16 protein-coding genes are annotated in these 21,631 nt (G+C 50.9%); 7 read left to right on the forward strand and 9 right to left on the reverse strand.

Features of this window, described 5'->3' with window-relative positions; all coding sequences use genetic code 11:
- Positions 1-14 precede the first annotated feature (14 nt).
- The 4 genes from H6G50_RS16035 to H6G50_RS16050 all read right to left on the reverse strand — a co-directional run bounded on the left by H6G50_RS16035 (position 15) and on the right by H6G50_RS16050 (position 3,598).
- A complete protein-coding gene (locus tag H6G50_RS16035; RefSeq protein WP_190718179.1) occupies positions 15-836 on the reverse strand; it encodes a copper resistance protein B in 822 nt (273 codons plus the stop codon).
- Positions 833-2,956, reverse strand: coding sequence for a copper resistance system multicopper oxidase (locus tag H6G50_RS16040; RefSeq protein ID WP_190718182.1), 2,124 nt, complete (start codon positions 2,954-2,956; stop codon positions 833-835). The genes H6G50_RS16035 and H6G50_RS16040 overlap by 4 nt, the downstream gene beginning before the upstream one ends.
- A 33-nt stretch (positions 2,957-2,989) precedes the next feature.
- Positions 2,990-3,283: a PepSY domain-containing protein gene (locus H6G50_RS16045; RefSeq protein ID WP_199303060.1), complete on the reverse strand. Its 294-nt coding sequence runs from the start codon at positions 3,281-3,283 to the stop codon at positions 2,990-2,992.
- 126 nt (positions 3,284-3,409) lie between these two features.
- Positions 3,410-3,598, reverse strand: a complete 189-nt coding sequence (locus H6G50_RS16050; protein WP_190718185.1) for a hypothetical protein — start codon at positions 3,596-3,598, stop codon at positions 3,410-3,412.
- Positions 3,599-3,723: 125 nt separating this feature from the next.
- Between H6G50_RS16050 and rppA the strand changes: the two genes are divergently transcribed.
- The 3 genes from rppA to shc all read left to right on the forward strand — a co-directional run bounded on the left by rppA (position 3,724) and on the right by shc (position 8,431).
- Positions 3,724-4,419, forward strand: a complete 696-nt coding sequence (gene rppA, locus H6G50_RS16055) for a two-component system response regulator RppA (protein ID WP_190718187.1) — start codon at positions 3,724-3,726, stop codon at positions 4,417-4,419.
- A gap of 551 nt (positions 4,420-4,970) precedes the next feature.
- Positions 4,971-6,332 carry a two-component system sensor histidine kinase RppB gene (gene rppB, locus H6G50_RS16060; RefSeq protein ID WP_347239944.1) on the forward strand — a complete coding sequence of 454 codons (1,362 nt, stop codon included), beginning with the start codon at positions 4,971-4,973 and terminating at the stop codon, positions 6,330-6,332.
- Between the two features lie 125 nt (positions 6,333-6,457).
- Positions 6,458-8,431, forward strand: a complete 1,974-nt coding sequence (gene shc / locus H6G50_RS16065; protein ID WP_190718191.1) for a squalene--hopene cyclase — start codon at positions 6,458-6,460, stop codon at positions 8,429-8,431.
- A gap of 337 nt (positions 8,432-8,768) precedes the next feature.
- On the opposite strand, the gene H6G50_RS16070 is transcribed toward shc, so the two are convergent.
- Positions 8,769-9,554: a Uma2 family endonuclease gene (locus H6G50_RS16070; protein ID WP_190718195.1), complete on the reverse strand. Its 786-nt coding sequence runs from the start codon at positions 9,552-9,554 to the stop codon at positions 8,769-8,771.
- Positions 9,555-9,800: 246 nt separating this feature from the next.
- Here H6G50_RS16070 and H6G50_RS16075 point away from each other — a divergent pair, with 246 nt between their 5' ends.
- On the forward strand, positions 9,801-10,088 hold the full coding sequence (locus H6G50_RS16075) for a hypothetical protein (protein ID WP_190718198.1): 288 nt from the start codon (positions 9,801-9,803) through the stop codon (positions 10,086-10,088).
- A 228-nt stretch (positions 10,089-10,316) separates the two neighbouring features.
- Complete coding sequence (locus H6G50_RS16080; protein ID WP_190718237.1) at positions 10,317-14,912, forward strand: glutamate synthase-related protein; 4,596 nt, start codon at positions 10,317-10,319, stop codon at positions 14,910-14,912.
- Positions 14,913-14,964: 52 nt separating this feature from the next.
- On the opposite strand, the gene plsY is transcribed toward H6G50_RS16080, so the two are convergent.
- From plsY to H6G50_RS16100, 4 genes are all read right to left on the reverse strand, one after another.
- Positions 14,965-15,621 (reverse strand): glycerol-3-phosphate 1-O-acyltransferase PlsY, encoded by a 657-nt coding sequence (plsY, locus tag H6G50_RS16085; protein ID WP_199303070.1) that lies wholly within the window; start codon positions 15,619-15,621, stop codon positions 14,965-14,967.
- A 97-nt stretch (positions 15,622-15,718) separates the two neighbouring features.
- Positions 15,719-17,581 carry a DUF3086 domain-containing protein gene (locus tag H6G50_RS16090; RefSeq protein ID WP_347239945.1) on the reverse strand — a complete coding sequence of 621 codons (1,863 nt, stop codon included), beginning with the start codon at positions 17,579-17,581 and terminating at the stop codon, positions 15,719-15,721.
- 66 nt (positions 17,582-17,647) lie between these two features.
- Entirely contained in the window at positions 17,648-18,034 is a 387-nt protein-coding gene (locus H6G50_RS16095; RefSeq protein WP_190718200.1) for a DUF3119 family protein, read from the reverse strand.
- Positions 18,035-18,448: 414 nt separating this feature from the next.
- Entirely contained in the window at positions 18,449-19,207 is a 759-nt protein-coding gene (locus H6G50_RS16100; protein WP_190718202.1) for a HEAT repeat domain-containing protein, read from the reverse strand.
- A gap of 71 nt (positions 19,208-19,278) precedes the next feature.
- Here H6G50_RS16100 and H6G50_RS16105 point away from each other — a divergent pair, with 71 nt between their 5' ends.
- A complete protein-coding gene (locus H6G50_RS16105; protein ID WP_190718204.1) occupies positions 19,279-20,556 on the forward strand; it encodes a protein-glutamate O-methyltransferase CheR in 1,278 nt (425 codons plus the stop codon).
- A 113-nt stretch (positions 20,557-20,669) separates the two neighbouring features.
- Positions 20,670-21,563, forward strand: coding sequence for a PAS domain-containing protein (locus H6G50_RS16110; protein WP_190718207.1), 894 nt, complete (start codon positions 20,670-20,672; stop codon positions 21,561-21,563).
- Positions 21,564-21,631 lie beyond the last annotated feature (68 nt).

Here is a 21,631-nt window from a genome sequence, read left to right on the forward strand (position 1 = left end):
CTCCCGAACTTTCCTTAAAACAAGAGGCGCACGCCGCCGACGACCGCCCAATTATCGACCTGTTTGCCCTCGCGACGGGCAAAATCTGCGGTCTGACCGAATTTATGCGTCCAATTGACTCCAACGTAAGGCGCAAACTCGCGGGTTATTTCATAACGCAATCTCAACCCCAAATCCACATCATTTAACCCCGAACCGACTCCAAAATTTTCAACCGATGGGGCAGCAAGATTGAGTTCGATTTCGGGCTGTAAAATTAAGCGTTGGGAGATTAAAAAGTCTCGTTCGGCTTTAAATCTTGCCGATACATCTCCGGCTTCGCTGACAAAAAGGGTTGCTTCGGTTTCAACGAAGTAGGGAGCTAGTCCTTGAATGCCGATCGCGCCGAAAAAGCGATCGCGCTCTACATTCTGCCCGAACTCGCGATCGTAACGCAATCCCCCTTGTACTTCCCAAAACGGAGACACCAGTTGCGAATAAAGAAGCTGAACCTCTAACTCGCCCCCATCGCCGCTAAGCTCGACTTCGCCCTCGGTTTTGAGCCGCAAGCGCCGATAGTCGCCCCCGTACCAGCCTTCGGCTTCCCAGTTGAAAGTATCGTGACCCTCATTGAGACGATATTCTAGCTGCTCGACCGTCAACGCCCCATACATCGGTTCGGGATGGGGGTGAATTTCGGGTAGGGGGGGTAAGGTTGGGTCGAGGGGAGGGGGGTAGGGAAGATTTTGTTGGGCGGTGGGGGCAGACAGTACGGGGGATTCTGGTTCTGCGTTCGCTCCTGGGGGAAACGAAACAAGGCTTATACTGATGGCAATGGCGATCGCGCTAACTCTCATACTGCACCTCCTGCTGCGCGATCGACAACCCTAACCGCTCGCATCATCCCCGCATCCATGTGATAAAGCAGATGGCAGTGAAACGCCCAATTTCCAGGCGCATCAACAGAGACTTCCACCGAACATTTTTCCGCCGGTTTGACGTTTAAGACGTGCTTGCGAGGTTTATACGCCCCCGCGCCATTATCAACTTCCATCCACATCCCGTGAAGGTGCATCGGATGTTCCATCATCGTATCGTTGACAAAAGTCAGGCGCACCCGTTCGCCGTAGTACAACGTGACAATCGGCGATTCTGAATATTTCTTGCCATCAAACGACCACATATATCGTTCCATGTTGCCGGTGAGGTGAAGTTCTAGCTCGCGCTCGACAGTAAGATTATCGTTTCTCGGTACGAGGCTGCGGAGATCGGTATAGACGAGAACGCGATGCTCTAGAGTATTTTCTAAGCCGATTCCGGGTTCGTGGAGGCGATTGCGAACCATCATCGGGACGGCGGCGTTACCCGCACCATGAGTATCGGAACCGTGGGGTTCTCCTTCGCTACCGTGGTTCATATTATGACCATCGGGCATAGAATGACCTTCGCTACCGTGATTCATGTTATGACCATCGGGCATAGAATGACCTTCGCTACCGTGATTCATGTTATGACCATCGGGCATAGAATGACCTTCGCTACCGTGGTTCATATTGTGACCGTCTGGCATGGAATGACCTTCGCTACCGTGATTCATGTTATGACCATCGGGCATAGAATGACCTTCGCTACCGTGACTCATGTTATGACCATCTGGCATGGAATGACCTTCGCTACCGTGACTCATGTTATGACCATCCGGCATGGAAGAATCGGAAGGCTGGCTCGTTTGCGGTTTAGAGTGTGCGTCATGTCCGGAATGTTGCTTAATCGAGCTTTTCTCCCCATCTCCCCGTCCCCCCGTCTCCCCATCTCCCCCTCTCCCCATCTCCCCATCTCCCCCTCTCCCGGTCTCCCCCTCTCTCATTTCATCGTGCATCATCCCCATATCTGCCATCGTTCGCAGGGGACGGGTGCGGCGAGGGGGAATGGCAGCAATTGCGCCCGGTTGGGTAGCGAGGGTTGCTCGGGCGTAGCCGCTGCGATCCATTGTTTCGGCAAAGATAGTATAAGGGCCGGGGCGCTCGGGTTCGACGATGACATCATAAGTTTCCGCGATCGCAATCCGAAATTCATCGACGGTAACGGGTTGAACGTTTTGCCCGTCCGCTTGCACGATTGTCATTTTTAAACCCGGAATTTGAATGTCAAAAAAGGTCATCGCCGAGGCATTAATAAATCGCAGCCGGACTTTTTCTCCAGGTTTAAATAAAGCTGTCCAGTTACTTTCCGGGGGCATCCCATTTAATAAATAGGTGTAAGTGGCCCCCGTCACGTCAGCAATATCGGTGGGATCCATGCGCATTTGCGCCCAGTCTAAATCTTCGCCAAAATTGCCAATCGTGCGACGTTGGTTGTTGTAATAGGTACTGGATTTTTTGAGGTTGCTGAGGATGCGATGGGGATCGGTATCCGTCCAATCGGAGAGCATGATGAGGTAATCGCGATCGTAACTGAAGGGTTCGGCTTCGAGGGGATCGATAATTAAAGCTCCGAAGTGACCTTGTTGTTCTTGCAAACCGCTATGACTGTGATACCAATAAGTCCCGCTTTGTTGAACGGGGAAGCGATAGCGAAAAGTTTGTCCGGGTTTGATGCCATTAAAACTAATTCCGGGAACACCATCCATTTGAGCGGGAAGGATAATTCCGTGCCAATGAATTGATGTATCGGTGTTGAGGCGATTGCTGACGTTGAGGGTGGCAATTTGTCCTTCTTTGAGGCGAATGATTGGGCCGGGAACCGTACCGTTAACCGCGATCGCATCAGCAACGCGATCGCCGATTTTCAGGCGACTTTCTAAGACTTCTAAATCGATAACTTCAGGATAGCGATCGGGGCGTTTGAGTTCGCCGATGGGCTGATTTTGGGCGCGCGTTTTCGGGGTTAAAAGTTGATGAAATCCGACTGTTAGCCCGAGGCTGGCGGCAAAACGGAGGAGGTTGCGGCGAGTCACGCTTGAAGTCAAGTAACTCATAGCGATTGAAGGGGTTAAATGAGAATTGAGAAGTTAATTTTCGCGATTGCGTCGTCCGCTATTGAGCCATAACAGAGTACCGCTCGCGAGTAAAAACAGCACGCTCAGACCGTTGTAAAAAACGTATACTGATTCTAAGTTAACAATCGCGAAATCTCCCCGATGGAGCGCTAGCAACCATTCCCACTCATCGGCGTTCCCAGTCTGAACGGCGATTTGAAAGCCGACACCTGTGATTAGTGTTATCAGCAGGGGCAGGAGAACAAGAGGGACAAGAGCGCGATGCAGTTGACGCGCTCGGCGCGACAGCGGGGTTAAGAGTTTCACGGATTAGCTTGTTAAAAGTGTTAGCTGGATGGTGCGATCGAGATTTTCTATGCCCTCCAGACGCATTCTCGCTGAGAAGAATGTCGCTGAAGAGTCCTATTGCTGGCGATTGAATTGCGCGGGAAGTTAGGAAGTTTTCCGGCTGGGTGTGGGGGTTCGATCGCCGTGACGATGCCCTCGATGCTTACTGCTGCAATTATTCTGGATTTCTGATGAGAAGCGATCGCCATTTTCAACAGTAGCCAGCGCGGGGAAAACTCCAGAGATTGTCAAAGTTGTCGTTACAATTGCAAGGCTCATTAAGATTCGCTTCATTGTTGTTTATGGGGGTGAATAAAAGGGATATCTTTAGTATTTCAGCCGTTGATGAAATGGAGATGAAATCAAAGTTGATTTTGCTCGGTTTGGCAGTAATTGGCTCGAATCTTTGAGGGAGGGCGATGCGAATTTTGTTGGTTGAGGACGAGTTTGATTTGGGAGAGGCGATTAAGCGAGTCTTGCTTCAGGAACGATATATCGTCGATTGGGCGACGGACGGGCAAATGGCTTGGAATTATTTGGATTGTGGGGATTTTAGCTATGCGATCGCGGTTTTAGATTGGCTGCTACCGGGGCTTTCTGGACTGACGCTTTTACAACGAATGCGCGATCGCGGTTGGATAACGCCTGTCTTGATGCTTACCGCGCGCGATCGCATGGCTGACAAAATCGCGGGTTTAGATGCTGGGGCGGACGATTACCTCGTCAAACCTTTTCAAATGGAGGAATTACTCGCCCGTCTCCGCGCTTTGCAACGCCGTTCGCCTCACCTCGAACCTCAAATCCTTCGCGTCGGTTCCCTCTACCTCGACTGCGGAACCCGCACTGTTACCCAGCACAACCCAAATCAGCCGCCTCGAACGGTCGAACTGACTAACAAGGAATATCAACTTTTGGAATATCTCATGCGCCATCCCAATCAAGTTCTCAACAGCGAACAAATTCGCAATCAATTGTGGGAAGTGGGTGCGGAGGCGATGAGTAATGTTGTTGCCGCTCAAATGCGCTTGTTGCGACGCAAATTAGAAAGTTGCGGTGTAGAAGTGCCGATTGAAACGGTGCGGGGTTTGGGTTATCGTTTGAAAAGTTATCCCTAATTTAGATCGCTTTTGGGGGTCGTTGCGGCAAACTGAATTTAGGGGCGAAATAGCGAGCAATTTTTTAAAATTTGGGGCTTGCTTTTTGGCAAGAATTTAGGTACTATATTTTTATAATGGGAATAGACGAGCTTATCTAAAAACGTCACCACTTCCATTATTAGATTATATGTCAATAGGGTAAAAAAAACAAGCCAAAACTCTTAAAAAACAGCCGATTTTTGTAACAAAAAGTTAACACATTAAAACTCGAACTTCAACCGACCTGTGAACGCTCGTAAGTTAAAATGTTTTTGCAAACCGGAAATTTTCGGGCAATTTTTTAAAATTTGGGGCTTGCTTTTTGGCAAGAATTTAGGTACTATATTTTTATAATGGGAATAGACGAGCTTATCTAAAAAACGTCACCACTTCCATTATTAGAGTATATGTCAATAGGGCAAAAAAAGCAAGCCAAAACCTTTAAAAAACAGCCGATTTTTGTAACAAAAAGTTAACACGATCGACTTCAAAAGATAACATTTAAACGGCTAAATTGGGTTCGAGATCTCGTGGTAAATTGCCAACGCCTGTTTCAAAAAACCCGCTTCCGCCTCGCCTTCGCTTACAGCGGTGTAATGGGCTTGATTCTCGTCGGTTTGGGCATGGGAGTTTATCGCGCGATCGCGCACGCCCATACCGTTACCATCGATCGCGAATTACAAACCGTCGCTGGAACCTTACACGACAGTTTGCAATGGAAACTAACAACTCCCGGCAAACTCGAACCGAGCGTTGAAGCACTCCTCCCCAACCTTTGCCGCGTTCAAACCGCTTGTCGTAAAGCCCTGCCGCCCGTCAATCCCTACAGCCTCAGCGCCATCAATCGCGGCAATTACTACATTCGCCTTTGGGACAGTTCCCAGCGCTTAGTTGCCGTCGCAGGTAACGATAGTCGCACGCTGCCCGCCCAATTTAACCCGCAACGGTGGCAGATGCTTCAAGACGGCGATCGCCAAACCTACCATCAAATCTCCCTGCCCTTGCATACGCGCGATCGCCAAGACTGGGGAACCTTGCAAGTCGGGCGATCGCTCCGAGACATCGAAGCCTACCTGACAATGGTACGCTGGTGCTTGGGCTTAGGAATTCCGATCGCGCTGCTTCTCGTCGCCTTAGCCGGTGGGGGCTTAGCGGGTTTCGCCATGCGCCCCGTTTACCGCGCCTATCGCCAAATTCAACAATTCAGCGCCGATGTCGCCCACGAACTCCGCACCCCCATTGCCGCGATGCTGGCCACCGTCGAATCTGCCCTGCGCGCGCCCCCAGAAACCGCCGAAAGCGATCGGGATTTACTCGCCATCTTGCAGCGCCAAAACCTGCGCTTGAGTCAATTAGTCGCCGACTTGCTGCTGCTGTCGCGTTTGGAACAGCAACCGCAACTCGAAAGCACCGCCTGCTGCTTGCAAGACATCGCCAGCGATCTCATTGAGGAACTCTCCGCCCTCGCCCTCAAAGCCGATCTCGAAGTGAACCTCGAAACTGAAGGCGAACCCCTCCTGTGGGTACGCGGTAATAGCGAACAACTCTACCGCTTGGTGAGTAACTTACTAATGAATGCGATTCAATATACCCCCTCCGGAGGCGAGATCGCGGTTAAACTCTACACTCGCAAGTCGCGCGCTTATCTCTGCGTTTGCGATACCGGAATTGGCATTGCACCCGCAATTCAAGGAAAAATCTTCGATCGCTTTTATCGCGGCGAGGAGGATCGCGCCCGAGGGCGGGGCGGGGCAGGTTTGGGACTCGCGATCGCCCAAACCATCGCCCTGCACCATCGCGGGCTTCTCTCTCTCGAAAGCACAGTTGGAAAGGGTAGTTGTTTCACCCTCGAACTGCCCTTGTGTCGCAACCCTCCCGTTAGCAGTTGTTGATGCGTAGGGGAATTTTTTGATAGATTTTCAACTAAACTCGAGACTTGCTTCCCCACGGGGCAGCTTTCAATTCCGAGGAGAGAATCAGCGCCCCTGAAACCCCAACTCCCCTTTATTCAAGCAATATGCAAATCCAAGACAGAACGACAAGCGAACCGCCCAGCACCGCAGCCTTAGAAAACGCGATCGCGCGCAGCCAAGATTACCTCCTCTCCCTGCAAACCCCCGAAGGCTACTGGTGGGCGGACTTAGAATCTAACGTCACCATCACCGCCGAAGTCGTTCTCTTGCACAAAATTTGGGGAACCGACACAACCCGCCCCCTCCCCAAAATCGAAACCTACCTGCGCCGCGAACAGCGCGAACATGGTGGTTGGGAACTCTATTTCGGCGATGGCGGCGAACTCAGTACCTCCGTCGAAGCTTACATGGCGCTGCGGTTGCTAGGCGTTCCCGCCTCAGATCCCGCCCTACTCAAAGCCAAGCAATTCATCCTCAGTAAAGGCGGTATCAGCAAAACGCGCATCTTCACCAAACTGCACCTCGCGCTAATCGGTTGCTACGACTGGCGCGGACTTCCCTCAATTCCCGCCGCGCTGATGCTGCTGCCCGATAACTTCCCCTTCACCATCTACGAAATGTCGAGTTGGGCGCGGGGCAGCACCGTTCCCCTAATTGTCGTCTTCGATAAAAAACCCGTTTACATCGTCGAGCCGGGAATTAACCTCAACGAACTCTATGCAGAAGGCATCCAAAATGTCAAGTACGAACTGCCGCGTCATAACGATTGGACAGACGCTTTCGTGTGGCTGGACGATGCCTTTAAATTCGCAGAAAGTAACAATTTGATGCCCTTGCGCCAGGAAGGATTGAAAGCGGCAGAAAAATGGGTTATCGAACGGCAGGAAGCGACGGGGGATTGGGGCGGAATTATCCCGGCGATGCTCAATTCCTTGCTAGCGTTACGCGCTCTCCATTACGATGTTAGCGATCCGATCGTCGATCGCGGCTTGAAAGCCGTCGATAACTTCGCCGTTGAAACCGAAGAGACGTACTGGATTCAGCCCTGCGTCTCGCCGGTGTGGGATACTGCCTTAGCGGTGCGCGCGCTAGTCGAATCGGGGATAGAACGCGATCGCGCTGAACTGGTACGCGCCGGACAATGGCTCCTCGATAAACAAATTTTAAACTACGGCGATTGGTCGGTCAAAAATAAAACCGGCACTCCCGGCGGCTGGGCGTTTGAATTTGAGAATCGCTTCTACCCTGACGTAGACGATACCGCCGTCGTCGTCATGGCGTTAGATGTCTTAAAAATGCCAAACGAACCCGTCAAACAAGCCGCAATGAAACGCGCCTTGCACTGGATTCTATCCATGCAATGTCGTTCCGGCGGTTGGGCTGCCTTCGATATCGATAATACCCAAGATTGGCTCAATGCCCTGCCCTACAGCGACTTAAAAGCAACCATCGATCCTCCCACCGCCGATGTCACCGCGCGGGTGCTGGAAATGTCCGGACGTTGCAACTTATCCCTCGGTTCTCAGTCCTTGCGTGATGCCCTCCTTTACCTCGCAGGCGAACAAGAAGCCGATGGCTCTTGGTTCGGACGTTGGGGTGTAAACTATATCTACGGTACGAGTGGAGCGCTGTCGGCTCTTTCGTTAATTGCTGCCGAATCCCACCAACGCGCGATCGAACGCGGTGCAGCGTGGCTAGTGCGCTGCCAAAATCCCGACGGCGGCTGGGGGGAAACCTGCGAAAGCTACAAAAACCCGTTTTTAAAAGGCAAGGGCGATAGTACCGCCTCCCAAACGGCTTGGGCGCTGACTGGATTAATGGCAGCAGTCGAGACAATGGAAAGTACAAACGCAGCAACCTCAACGGTAGGTGCAAGGGATGCCATCTCTCGCGGTATCGCCTACCTCCTCGAAACCCAGCAACCCGACGGCAGTTGGGACGAAGTTTACTTCACCGGAACCGGCTTTCCCTGTCATTTTTACCTTAAATATCACCTTTACTACCAGCACTTTCCGCTGACGGCGTTGGGACGATATCGCACGATGCAATCTGTAGGGGCATCATTGGTGTTAACTTAAGCCGAATGGCACTGACTTAAGGCTGGTGGGCGTTGCCCACCCTACGAAATATCAATAACGACGTTGTATACAACGTCTCTACGGCGATTTTTCAACTCTTGTTTCAGTGCCATTCAACTTAAGCCTAAGAGTAGGATCGGGCTGACCTGTTGAGAACGTTAGCCCGCTACGATATGATAAGAAATCCGGTTGAATGACCATAGTATGTTTATCGCCTCAGCCAGCAGGAAAGCCAATTTATAGTGGGGCTATTTATCCGGATTTCATATGACTCACTACTCGCTCAAATCTCAATTTCTCCTCTTTTCTACAGGGTCTCATTAAAGCTACGAAATTCTTAAAGATCGGGTAAGTCGCCCAGTTGCTGACGATAGCGCTCCAGTTCTCTCTGTAGTTGCTCGATTTGTTGTTCGGCAGATTCCGCTCGTTGTTCGGCAGATTCCGCTCGTTGTCGTTCTTGTTCGGTTTGTTGTTCGGCAGATTCCACCCGTTGCCGCACTATTTCTAATTCCTCTTCCGTGCTAGCGTAGCGATTTCCCTCTTCATCAAACCAATATAAAATCTCTCTTTCATATTCCCCATAATTGCGTACCCCTCGACCGATTCCTAGGTCAATTTCTGGCATCCATACCGGTTCTTGCACCTGCCAATGATATCTTCCATTTATTAATTTATACACTTCCAATTTTTGATGGCTCTCGCCTCCGAATTGCCGGGGATTATAGATAACGTAGTACAGCACTCCCAATTGGGCATAGAGCGCTTCTTTACTGCTGTATTCTCCTCCAGGGGTTTTGGAGACGATTTCGAGGGCAAGGATGGGCGCAACGTTGTTTTCTTCCCACATCACATAGCTGCTACGCGGTTCCCCACCTTTGCACCGCTCGACATTGAGGGCTAAGAATCCGTCTGGGATAATCGGGACTCTGACATTGTTGCCGGTGGTGTGGTAGATAGCCATATCTACGCCGAAAAACCAATCTTGGCGTTCTCCCCAAATATATTCAAGGAGAAACAAGAGAAAGTTGGGAATAAAGTTTTGTTCTTCGTTATCCACGGGGGTATCGTCCGAACAGGGGAGTTCGGCACTGCTAGGGAGTTTTTGAGTTTCCGATTTTAGCATTGGACTATCCCCCGACTTCTGGGTTTATCTTTGAGTTTAGCAGACAGATTTCAAGGTCAGACAAGGGAACTGACTGAAGCATAATTGATAGATTGGAACAGTTAACCAAATTGAGCGACGCTGAAAAATCATGGGGCGCAAACGTTGTTAATTGTCCACTGTTGAATGGCACTGACTTAAGGCTGGTGGGCGCTGCCCACCCTACTAGACTCAAGTATACCGTTGCAACTATAAGGAGAAAACTTAATGGCTGTTTTAAATTGCGTCAAACCGGGCGTTAAAAGCGGTCAAATTATCTTGGCAGTCGATTTGACGCTAGCGGGTGATGCGGATGACGTTCTCGCAGCAATAGAACGCTTGGGATACGAACCGGAAATTCGTCATATGAGCTATGCTTCTGGCATTCACGTTCTTGCTATTCTCAAAGACGAACAACATCAAGAAGTTGTAGACGATGATTATTTATTGGAAGAATGGTGGCAGGTGCGATCGCAAATTCCAGCGGATGCCGTTCATCTCTGGCGGGGGAGATAATTAACTCGCTTCGATTACCGATCCTGAAAACCCTGCCCTCACTGCTGGGTTTTTTGTCTTTTTCTTGTCGGGAATTTGGCCTCAAAAGTTAGGGATCGCGCTCCCCTCGATAACGCTTGGGGCGTATTGCGTTGAAAATTGTTTCTCCGACACAATCTGTCGCCGCGCGATCGCGTTACCATATTTATCCAAATTAATTTTCCTTACCCTCGCTCGAATAACTGCAATATGCACAACCCTCAACCCGCGACATCTGCCTTAACCCCTTTCCTCGGTCAGCCTTGGCTCGTCGAAGAACGAGACGCTTGTGGCGTGGGTTTCATTGCCACCACCGATGGAACCCGCAACCATCAACTGCTCGAAAATAGTCTCCGCGCATTAACCTGCATGGAACATCGCGGCGGTTGTAGCGCAGACCGCGATTCGGGCGACGGTTCGGGGTTGATGACGGCAATTCCTCACGCTCTTTTTCAATCTTGGTTCGCCGAACGCAATTTAACGCCTCCCGCCCCGGGTCAGTACGGCGTGGCAATGGTCTTTTTGCCTCAAGGGGATGCAGAAACCACAGAGGCAAAAACACATATTGAAGAAGTTGTCAAGGCTGAAAACATCGAAATTTTGGGCTGGCGACAAGTCCCCGTGCGTCCGGAAGTCTTAGGACAGCAAGCCCTAGACAACTTGCCCCATATCGAGCAATTATTCGTCACGGCGGCAGATTTACAAGGATCGGAATTAGACCGCGTTCTCTACATCGCGCGTTCTCGCGTCGGCAAAAAACTCGCCGACGACTTCTACATCTGCTCCTTCTCCTGCCGCACCATCGTTTACAAAGGCATGGTGCGCGCCGAAGTCTTGGGCGAATTCTATCTCGACCTCAAAAACCCCGCCTTTGAGAGCAACTTCTCCATCTATCACCGCCGTTTCAGCACCAATACAATGCCAAAATGGCCCCTCGCTCAACCAATGCGTTTATTGGGGCATAACGGCGAAATTAACACCCTTCTGGGCAATGTTAACTGGATGGCGGCGCGCGAAGCCAACCTTTCGATTCCCGGTTGGACGGAGACTGAAGTCGAAGCCCTAACCCCTATCGTCAACCTCAACAATAGCGATTCAGCGAACCTCGACAGTACGATGGAATTGTTGGTGCGCGCCGGTCGCAGCCCCCTGGAAGCGGCGATGGTTCTGGTGCCGGAAGCGTACCGCAATCAACCAGATCTCGAAAATCATCCCGAAGTTGCCGATTTCTATGAATATCACAGCAGTTTCCAAGAACCGTGGGACGGCCCCGCGCTGCTAGCCTTTAGCGATGGTAAAATTGTCGGCGCAGCCCTCGATCGCAACGGTTTGCGTCCCGCCCGCTACTGCATCCTTGAAAATAACTACGTTATCGTTGCCTCCGAAGCAGGCGTAGTCCCGATTGACGAGGCGAAAGTCCTTGAAAAAGGTCGCCTCGGCCCCGGACAAACCATTGCCGTCAACCTCGAAACCGGCGAATTGCTCAAAAACTGGGACATCAAGCAACAAATCGCCGCCCAAAAACCCTACGGACAATGGTTGCAACAACACCGCGCCGCCCTCGAATCGCAACCTTACGCGCAGCAACCCCAGTGGGAAACCCCCGCCCTGCTGCAACAGCAAACCGCTTTCGGTTATACCGCCGAAGATGTGGACGGTATAATCGTACCGATGGCTTCCCAAGGGAAAGAACCGACATTCTGTATGGGTGACGATATTCCCCTCGCCGTCCTCTCCGATAAACCTCGCCTGCTTTACGACTACTTCAAACAGCGTTTCGCCCAAGTCACCAACCCGCCCATCGACCCGCTGCGGGAAAGTTTAGTCATGTCGTTAAGTATGGTACTGGGCGCGCGCGGGAATTTACTCGATGGCAAGCCGGAAGATGCGCGATTGCTCAAACTGAAATCGCCCTTCCTCAACGAAGCGCAACTGGAAAGTTTAAAAACCCATCCTCAGTTTAAAGCTAGCGAACTCTCAACGTTATACCCGATCGCGGACGGGCCGGAAGGATTGCAAAGCGCGATCGCGCGGCTGTGTTCCGAGGCGGAGGCTGCGGTAAAATCGGGCAGCGAAATCTTAATCCTGAGCGATCGCTCAGGCGGCAGCGTCAGCGAAGATTTAACCTATATTCCCCCCCTCCTCGCCGTTGCCACCGTCCATCACTACCTCATCCGCAACGGATTGCGCCTGAAAACCGCCCTCGTCCTCGATACGGCACAATGCTGGAGTACCCATCACTTCGCTTGTGCAGTCGGTTACGGCGCTTCGGCAGTTTGTCCCTATCTAGCGCTAGAAGCAGTGCGCCACTGGCAAGCCGACGCTAAGACGCAAAAAATGATGGAACGCGGACAAATCGACGCGATCGATATTAGCACCGCCCAAAAGAACTATCAAAAAGCGATCGAAGGCGGATTGCTCAAAATCCTCTCGAAAATGGGCATTTCTCGCCTCTCCTCCTACCACGGCGCGCAAATTTTTGAAGCCTTGGGCTTGGGGCCAGAATTAGTGCAACAATGCTTCACCGGAACCACTTCGCGCATCGGGGGCATCACCCTCGCCGAACTCGCCAGCGAAATCGCCGTTTTCCACGATCGCGCTTTCCCCCAACCCAGCGGGCGCAAACTCGAAAACTTCGGCTTTATCAACTATAAACCGGGCGGCGAATATCACATGAACTCGCCGGAAATGGCAAAAGCCCTGCACAGCGCCGTCAAAGGCACAGAATACAGCCATTACGAAGTCTACAAACAATACCTGGGAGGGCGCACTCCTACTGCCCTGCGCGACTTACTGGATTTTAAACCCTCCGGTTCTTCCGTCCCCCTCGAAGAAGTCGAACCCGTCGAAGCAATCGTTAAACGCTTCTGCACCGGGGCGATGTCGTTAGGTTCCCTTTCTCGCGAAGCCCACGAAACCCTCGCCATTGCCATGAATCGCTTGGGCGGTAAATCCAACTCCGGCGAAGGCGGCGAAGATCCCGCGCGCTTTAAAACCATTCACGATGTCGATGAAAACGGAATCTCCCCCACCTTTCCCCACCTCAAAGGACTGAAAAATGGGGATACTGCCAGTTCTGCCGTCAAGCAAATTGCCTCGGGACGATTCGGCGTTACGCCCGAATATTTAATGAGTGGCAAACAACTCGAAATTAAGATGGCGCAAGGGGCAAAACCGGGCGAAGGCGGGCAATTGCCGGGGCGAAAAGTCAGTCCTTATATCGCCATGTTGCGCCGTTCTAAACCGGGAGTCGATTTAATTTCGCCGCCGCCGCACCACGATATTTATTCGATTGAAGATTTGGCGCAGTTAATTTTCGATCTGCATCAAATTAACCCGCAGGCGAAAGTTTCCGTCAAATTAGTCGCCGAAATTGGCATCGGAACCATTGCAGCGGGCGTAGCAAAAGCCAATGCAGACATCATTCAAATTTCCGGACACGATGGCGGTACGGGCGCTTCTCCTTTAAGCTCGATTAAACACGCTGGCGCGCCTTGGGAATTGGGCGTAACGGAAGTGCATCGCGTCTTGCTAGAAAATCAACTGCGCGATCGCGTTTTATTGCGTGCGGACGGCGGTTTTAAAACCGGCTGGGATGTTGTGATGGCGGCGCTGATGGGCGCGCAAGAATACGGTTTTGGCTCGGTGGCGATGATTGCAGAAGGCTGCATTATGGCTCGCATTTGTCATACCAATAATTGTCCGGTTGGCGTAGCAACGCAACAGGAAAAGTTGCGCGCTCGCTTCCCCGGTACGCCCGGTCATGTGGTCAATTTCTTCTACTTTGTTGCCGAAGAAGTGCGACATTTGTTAGCTCATTTAGGCTATCGCAGTTTGGAAGAAATTATCGGTCGCGTCGATTTATTACAGATGCGCGAGGATGTGGAATTAACGAAAACGAAGGGTATCGATTTAAACTGTTTGTTAAAGTTGCCGATTCCCGAAGACCGCAGTTGGTTAAATGCGAATGAAGTGCATAGTAACGGCCCGGTATTGGACGATGAGTTGTTAGCCGTGGCGGGAGTTAAGGACGCGATCGCGAACCAAGCTTCCTGTACACACAACTGCGCAATTGTCAACACCGATCGCTCCGTCGGCGCGCGCGTTTCCGGGGAAATCGCCAAACGTTACGGCAATAACGGTTTTGAAGGCGAAATCACCTTCAACTTTACCGGCTCGGCGGGTCAAAGTTTCGGCGCGTTTAACCTCTCCGGGATGACATTAAACTTGGTTGGCGAAGCGAACGATTATGTCGGCAAGGGAATGCACGGCGGCGTTATTGCCATCAAACCGCCAGCGGAAGCAACCTTCGATCCTTCTCAAAACGCCATTATCGGTAATACTTGCTTGTATGGAGCGACGGGCGGCGCGCTGTACGCCAACGGACGTGCAGGCGAGCGCTTCGGGGTGCGAAACTCCAAAGCGATCGCCGTCATTGAAGGGGCGGGCGATCATTGCTGCGAGTATATGACGGGCGGCGCGATCGCGGTACTCGGTACGACAGGGCGCAACGTCGGCGCGGGGATGACGGGCGGATTAGCCTACTTCCTCGATGAAGACGACAGTTTCCCCGCGAAAGTGAACCGCGAAATCGTCAAAATTCAGCGCGTTGTCTCTACCGCAGGCGAAGAACAACTGAAGGGATTCATTAGCGCCCATCACCAACATACCGGCAGTGCGAAAGCTAAGGCGATTTTAGACAACTGGGAAACGATGCTGCCTAAATTCTGGCAAGTCGTACCGCCTTCAGAAGCGGAAAGCCCCGAAGTCGCGGAAATCGCTGAAAAGACGCTGAGTTCCGTTTAGTTGTCGGGTAGGGGCGAATAGCCATTCGCCCCTATAACGGGTAATTTCCTCTCTAGGATTTCGCTTCCGTTTCCAACTTCTGACCGATGCGGGGTTCGGTTCCGGCGAGCAAGCGTTGAATATTGGTACGATGTCGGACGATAACGTAAATTCCGGCGAGGGCGGCGAAGAGACAGTAAGCGAGGGGTTGCCCGAACAGTACCATCAAGGCGCTAACCGCGATCGCGGCGATAATCGATCCGAGGGAGACAATGCGCGAAATCCCTAAAACCGCCAAAAATACCCCAAAAGCACTCAACGCGACTGCTGGATTCATCACTAGCAAAACTCCCAATCCCGAAGCCACCGATTTACCGCCGCTAAAGTTCAGCCAAATCGATTTACTATGACCGAGAACGGCAGCTAATCCTGCCATAATCACTAACCACGGCTGCCAGTCGGCGGGAAGCAATCCTGCGGGAGCGAAAGTATAGACCAGTTTAACTAAAGCGGGGGCGGCGGCTCCTTTAAGGACATCAATGACGAAAACCGCGATCGCAGCGGGTTTTCCTGCCGTTCTCAGTACGTTCGTCGCTCCCGTGGAACCCGAACCCTGTTCGCGAATATCCAATCCCGTCAGCGCTTTCACAATGAGATATCCCGTCGGAATCGAGCCTAAAAAATAGGCTGCGATCGCAAGCAGTATGCTAATCCCTAAATAACTCATCATGGGCATTCAAAATTTAAAATTCAAAATTACCAACCCTATGAATTAAAGAGGAGCGGATTATCCAGATTCGCTCGAGCCGCCCCTACTCCAAACAAGCCTAAAAACTATAACTCGACATCGAGTTCGGATCCGGAGCAAACGCTAACAGCAGTGGAAATTGCAGCAGCGATAAATCTAACTGCCCTTCAGCTTCATCAATCACCACTAAAGGTAATAATTTCTCCTCTGTAAATCGCTCCGCCTTCTGAACTAACGCTTCTGGGGACTCAAACAAAACGACACCGCGCGTCGGCCCGAAATCGCTGCGGGAAATCCCCAAACAATCTTGCAATCCCCTGCGCCATTCGCCCAAACGTTCGGGCGTATTCGATAAGACTAATACGCGCAGGCGATCGCCATACAAATTTCGCAACACCGACATCGCCGCCGATGCAATCAAAATATTCTGCAAGCGACTGCCCATCGTGCGAATTGCGCCCCGCCCGCCTTGGGAAATAAACCATTTTTGCACTCGTTCGGCGTGAATCGGTTCAAAGGTGCGGCGTAATTGCCAAGGCGGACCGTAGTAATCGGGACGAGCGCGATACCGCTCTAAAAGGGCGTTGATTTGCTGGCGCTGTTCTTGGAACCCTTGTTTGGCAAAGCGCGGGGCGGGTGCTTCCTCCGGCGGGCGGCGCGATTCTCGGCGCATTCTCGCTTCTTCGCGGGGTTCTGGACGCGCTTCAAATTTCGGCAATTCCAACTGTTCGGCAGCAGCGGTTAAGTCTTGCAAACTGCCCACGAGGTAATCTTTAAAGCCTTGCACCCGGATTGCCATATCTTGCGAAACTCCAGCAAAGCTGGTTCGCATTTCTTCGCGAATGCGATCGCGGCGGCGTTCTAGCTGCTCGACAGAACCTTGCAGCGATTTTTTGCGTTCCTCGAGGTCTTGCAAATTCTCTTGCGTCAGTCGGCTGAGGGCTGCCTGCAACTGAGCCATCTGCTGAGAAATCAAACTCGCTTTCTCTGTTTGGAGAGCTTGAATTTCTTTTTGTAAGCTTTGTTTTTGGCGCTTTAACTGGGTTATTTCTTCGTGCAGGCGATCGACCTCAGAATCATCGCTTTCGGGCGGTTTCCGGTCGATTTCAAGGCGATCGACCTTAGCATCATCGCTTTCGGGCGTTTCCCGGTCGATTTCAAGGCGATCGACCTCAGAATCATTATTCTCAGGCGGTTGTCGGTCGATTTCAACCGGGCTAACTTCAGCTTCTGGGGTTGAAAAAGAGACAACAATTGTCTCCTCGCGATCGCGAGTTTCGGTCGTTTCCCACAGATCTTCTTGAAGCTCTAAAGGTTTATCCGGTGCGATTTCGGGTGGCTCGACTGGCGTAATTCCAGCGTCTTGGAGCGGTTCGGAAATGTCTATTTCTTCTGTCCGGACTGCGGGGTATTCTACTGCTTGTTCAGTTTCCGAAGCCTCAATTTCAGGTATTTCTTCTGATGAGAATGCAACCCGTTCTTCAACGGAATTAACACGATCGGCTTGCGAATCTTCCGGAGTTGAAGATGTAATTTCTTCGACCTCTGAGGGTTGGGATTGTGCTGGAAATTCAACGCGCTCTTCAGTTTCAGCAAGATCGTCAGCTTGCGAATCTTCCGGAGTTGAAGATGTAATTTCTTCTGCCTCTGACGGTTGGGATTTCGCCACCCAATCCACCGATAATTCGCCGACTGGCGGCGGGGAAGAACTCTCTGAGTTTCCTGATGAAAAGGTCGAACCTCGATCGATCGCGCTTCCAGATACCGATGTAGATTTCGGCATTTTTAATTCCGGCAGCGGCGGCAAATCTGCATCGGTTTCGGGATATCCATTGTAAGTTTCTAAATCCTCATCTTCTTCATCCGCCCAATTCGATTCTTCTTCGTCCGTCCAGTCGCGCTCGAATTGGCGATCGCGGTTTTTTACGTCTTCGGGATTCATAGTCTTGCTATCCGAATCTTCACTTACTTTTTTATAAAATTCGTAAATAAGTCTAAATAATTAAAATTATATTCTAGGGAGGGGTTCCAAACAAATTTTTAGCATTTTAGGGTCAAATAACATGGGCAGAAAATGAATACTTTTGACTTCTTTAAAGTAAAACAGAATCGGGACGGGTTCCCAAAAAATTCTCCAGTTTTCCCATTGCGAATAAGGAAAATTCCGAATCAACTTTCCCGAACGATAAATATCGAGTGCTGTCGGAGTAAATTGCAGGCGAATGGTTAGGGCTTGAAAAAGAAGGAATACGCCAAACACCGCGATCGCGAGACTAACCCAAGCTTGGACGAACCCCAAAGGAATTGCCCCTAAAATAAGAACGAGCGGCAAGGTATAGCTGGGAGCGAGTTCGATGGTTTGTTGGCTAGATTGGGGAGATTGAACGGCAGTCATCTGAATTGTCAGAGATCGGTTATCGGTTGTTATGCGAACTGAGAGAGGAGCGCGAAAATGGACAAGGCGCGCAGCCTAGCAGATCGTTCTAATACTCTAACGCATCAAGGGACGCTTGCCGTGACGGGGTGACGGGGGGATGAATAATGAATGATGAATAATGAAGAGGGGGAGACGAGGAGACGGGGGGGTGAATAATGAATGATGAATAATGAAGAGGGGGAGACGAGGAGACGGGGGGGTGAATGATGAATGATGAATAATGAAGAGGGGGAGACGAGGGGATGTGGGGACGAGGTGACGGGGTGACGAGGTGATGTTCTTAAATAATGGGCGATTTGACGGATCTTAAATCACTCATCACTCATAATTCACCACTCCCCCATTCATCACTCATCACTCATCACTCACAACTCAAATCATCCCTTCGCGTTCCAACTCTTCAATCGTTTGCAACCCACGAGGATCGCCCACCTTCAGTAAAGCCGCTCTTGCATCTTCCGTCACACCCATATCATCATCTTCGACAAGCGCTTCGAGTAATGCGTCGATCGCGGTTCCATAAATCGCATTAGAAGGAAGTTCGCGACAGAGTTGCCCGAGCGCCCAAGCGCAATTGCTGCGGACTGCTGCGATCGGATCCCGACGCAATGCGACAATCAAAGGAGGAATGACTTTAATCATATCTTCGTAAGTCAGATGCGCCGCTCGGGCGAGTGCCGTAGCCGCCCAAAGGCGAACCGCTGGGATATCGCGGATCAAAGCATTAATTAAGGGGGGGAGAACGCGGCGATCGTTGCAGTTACCGAGGGCGCAGACAATCCCTTTGCGCGCATATCCGTTCCAATCGATGCCGAGTTGCTCGATCAACGGTTCGACAGCCGTGGGGGAAGGATTGCGTCCGAGTCCGTAAGCCGCACTGACGCGCGTCATCGGGCAAGCATCTTTAAGCAAGTCAATGAGGTGGGGAATCGCCCGTTCGTCCTCAATTTCGCTAAAAGCCCTCGCCGCGATCGCACGCTGTTGGCGATCGCTGGAGGTTAATAAAGCTAGCATCAACTCGGGATTGGGCGCAGGTTGTGACTCGGCCTCTACGGGGGGCATATCATCGAGAGGACTTTCAAATTCGCTTTCAAAGTCATCGAGTAGGCTGAGATCGTCTTCTTCGTTCATCGAAAATTTGCTCGAAAACCCCGTCCTTTAGCGAAGCGGAGGATGATTTAAAAGATTAGTCTATCATTTAGATGCCAGGGTTGAGGTCGAAGGCGATCGCTCAAGACAGCAAAACGGCAAAATACGACAGTATGCCTCGCAATGCCGTATTGACCGGGCTAGTAGACTATGTGCTGCCCGTCGAAGAAATTCCCGCCAAGCTGATTGAGTATGCCCGTCATCGGGCTGGACTGCAAGCCAATATGGGTAAAGATGGTATATTGTCGCAGACCACCGATTATTTGAGTCAAATTTGCTCGTTGTTGCGGCGGCAACTCGGACATGATTTCAGCAATTACAAACAGGGAACTCTGGTGCGTCGGATTCAGCGTCGCATCCAAATTACGCAAAACACTTCAGTAGCAGCCTACGTCCAATATCTCAAAACTAACACTCAGGAAGTTAACCTGCTGTTTAAAGATCTGCTGATTGGGGTAACGCATTTCTTGCGCGATCCGGAGGCCTTTGATGCACTCCAGCATAGCGCGATCGCGCCCCTGGTAGAGCAGAGCAGTTCTGACAAATCAATTCGTATTTGGGTAGCTGGGTGTTCTTCGGGTGAAGAAGCCTATTCAATCGCAATGCTGATCTCCGAAGAAATGGAGCGGCAGAATGTGCGACCGCAAGTTCAAATCTTTGCGACAGATATTGACGAAAAAGCGTTAGAACAAGCTCGCCACGCGCGCTATCCCGCTAGTCTGGTCGAGCACACGATCCCCGAGCGGTTAGAGCGCTTCTTTATCAAACAAAATGGAATTTATCAAGTTGTCAAACATTTGCGAGAGATGTGTATTTTTTCGCAGCAAAGTTTGATTAGCGATCCGCCTTTTTCCCGACTCGATTTGATTTCTTGTCGTAACTTACTGATTTACTTTGATTCAGAGTTGCAAAAGCGATTAATTCCTTTGTTTCACTATGCCTTGAAACCCGAGGGTTTCCTGTTCTTGGGCAGTTCTGAAAATCTGTTTGAATACAACGATCTATTCCAAGTTGTTAGTAAAACTCACCGTTTGTTTCGGCGCAAACAGCCGATGATTTTGCCGCAAGTTGATTTTCCTCTGGTCGATCGCAGTTTGTATCGTCAAGCTTCGCAGTTCGCGCCTAAAACCGTTGTCGGTCAACAGTCGCAAGTGACTCAATCGATCGAACGCATCCTGCTGCAAGACTATGCGCCTGCCTGCGTAATTGTGAACGATCGAGACGAAATTATTTACTATTTTGGTCGGACTGGAAAATATTTAGAGCCTCCCCAAGGATTGCCAAACAACCTAGAGCAAATGCGCTTACTTCTCAAGCTGAAGCCACCCTAATCAAGCAGTTAGAAGACGAACTCCGCACCACCAAAGAGCAATTAAGAGGAACGATCGAAGAAATCGAGACATCCAACGAAGAATTAAAATCGGCGAACGAAGAATTACTGTCGATGAACGAGGAATTCCAATCTTCAAATGAAGAACTGCAAACGTCTAAAGAAGAAATGCAGTCAATTAATGAAGAACTGGAGATCGTCAACGCCGAACTCCGTAATAAAGTCGAAGAACTCGATACGGCTAATAACGATATTCAGAATTTATTTAAAAGTACGCAAATTGCGACGATTTTTCTGGATTCAATACTGCGAATTAAACGGTTTACGCCAGATGCAACGCGATTGTTTCATCTGATTGGGACAGATATCGGACGACCGATTACGGATATTTCAATTGCTTCGGATATTGAGTTAAATATTGCGGCTGAGGTGCGCGAGGTGCTGCGAACCTTGATACCGAGCGAGTATGAGGTACAGCTTGGGGAGCGGAACACGGTCTATAAAATGCGGATCTTGCCTTATCGAACGCTGGAAAATGCGATCGACGGCGTTGTTCTAACCTTTGTCGATGTTACCAACCTGCGACAGGCGCGCGATCGAGCGGAAAGATGGGCGCATCGCCAGAGCGCGATCGCCGAACTCGGCAGCTATGCTTTACAGGAAAACAATGCAGCCGCCATTTGCGAACGCACGACCCAAATTGTCTGTCAAACTCTCAAATCAAACCTTTGTAGCCTATTTGTGCTTCAAGCCGATTCTCCTGACGAGTTGTTGCTGCAAAGTGGCAGTGGTTGGCCGGCAGAGAGTATTGGCAGTGTCAGAATGAGTGCTTCTAACTCTCATGCTGGCTATACGCTGGCCGTTAAGCATCCTGTGAGTGTAGAGGATTTCGCTCGAGAGTCCCGGTTTACTGAATCGGAAGCGCTGCGGCAGCACAATATCGTCAGCGGGATTAGCGCGATTATCTATGGCAGTGTTGACATCCTCACCGGGCTAAAGCCACGGTGATTCCCAAACCTCACGATTTAGGTTTCTGTTTCCTTCCCCTTCGACTACGCTCGGGGGATTTTCGCAAC

Origin of the sequence: Oscillatoria sp. FACHB-1406 (genome assembly GCF_014698145.1) — a bacterium.
Classification (GTDB): Bacteria; Cyanobacteriota; Cyanobacteriia; order Cyanobacteriales; family Spirulinaceae; genus FACHB-1406.

Excerpts from the sequence above, each read along its gene's own strand:
- H6G50_RS16040 (WP_190718182.1), bottom strand. The coding sequence starts at position 2,956 with ATGAGTTACTTGACTTCAAGCGTGACTCGCCGCAACCTCCTCCGTTTT.
- rppA (WP_190718187.1), top strand. The coding sequence starts at position 3,724 with ATGCGAATTTTGTTGGTTGAGGACGAGTTTGATTTGGGAGAGGCGATT.
- H6G50_RS16075 (WP_190718198.1), top strand. The coding sequence starts at position 9,801 with ATGGCTGTTTTAAATTGCGTCAAACCGGGCGTTAAAAGCGGTCAAATT.
- H6G50_RS16100 (WP_190718202.1), bottom strand. The coding sequence starts at position 19,207 with ATGAACGAAGAAGACGATCTCAGCCTACTCGATGACTTTGAAAGCGAA.
- H6G50_RS16080 (WP_190718237.1), top strand. The coding sequence starts at position 10,317 with ATGCACAACCCTCAACCCGCGACATCTGCCTTAACCCCTTTCCTCGGT.
- plsY (WP_199303070.1), bottom strand. The coding sequence starts at position 15,621 with ATGATGAGTTATTTAGGGATTAGCATACTGCTTGCGATCGCAGCCTAT.
- H6G50_RS16105 (WP_190718204.1), top strand. The coding sequence starts at position 19,279 with ATGCCAGGGTTGAGGTCGAAGGCGATCGCTCAAGACAGCAAAACGGCA.
- H6G50_RS16070 (WP_190718195.1), bottom strand. The coding sequence starts at position 9,554 with ATGCTAAAATCGGAAACTCAAAAACTCCCTAGCAGTGCCGAACTCCCC.
- H6G50_RS16050 (WP_190718185.1), bottom strand. The coding sequence starts at position 3,598 with ATGAAGCGAATCTTAATGAGCCTTGCAATTGTAACGACAACTTTGACA.
- H6G50_RS16095 (WP_190718200.1), bottom strand. The coding sequence starts at position 18,034 with ATGACTGCCGTTCAATCTCCCCAATCTAGCCAACAAACCATCGAACTC.
- H6G50_RS16110 (WP_190718207.1), top strand. The coding sequence starts at position 20,670 with ATGAACGAGGAATTCCAATCTTCAAATGAAGAACTGCAAACGTCTAAA.
- shc (WP_190718191.1), top strand. The coding sequence starts at position 6,458 with ATGCAAATCCAAGACAGAACGACAAGCGAACCGCCCAGCACCGCAGCC.
- H6G50_RS16035 (WP_190718179.1), bottom strand. The coding sequence starts at position 836 with ATGAGAGTTAGCGCGATCGCCATTGCCATCAGTATAAGCCTTGTTTCG.
- H6G50_RS16090 (WP_347239945.1), bottom strand. The coding sequence starts at position 17,581 with ATGAATCCCGAAGACGTAAAAAACCGCGATCGCCAATTCGAGCGCGAC.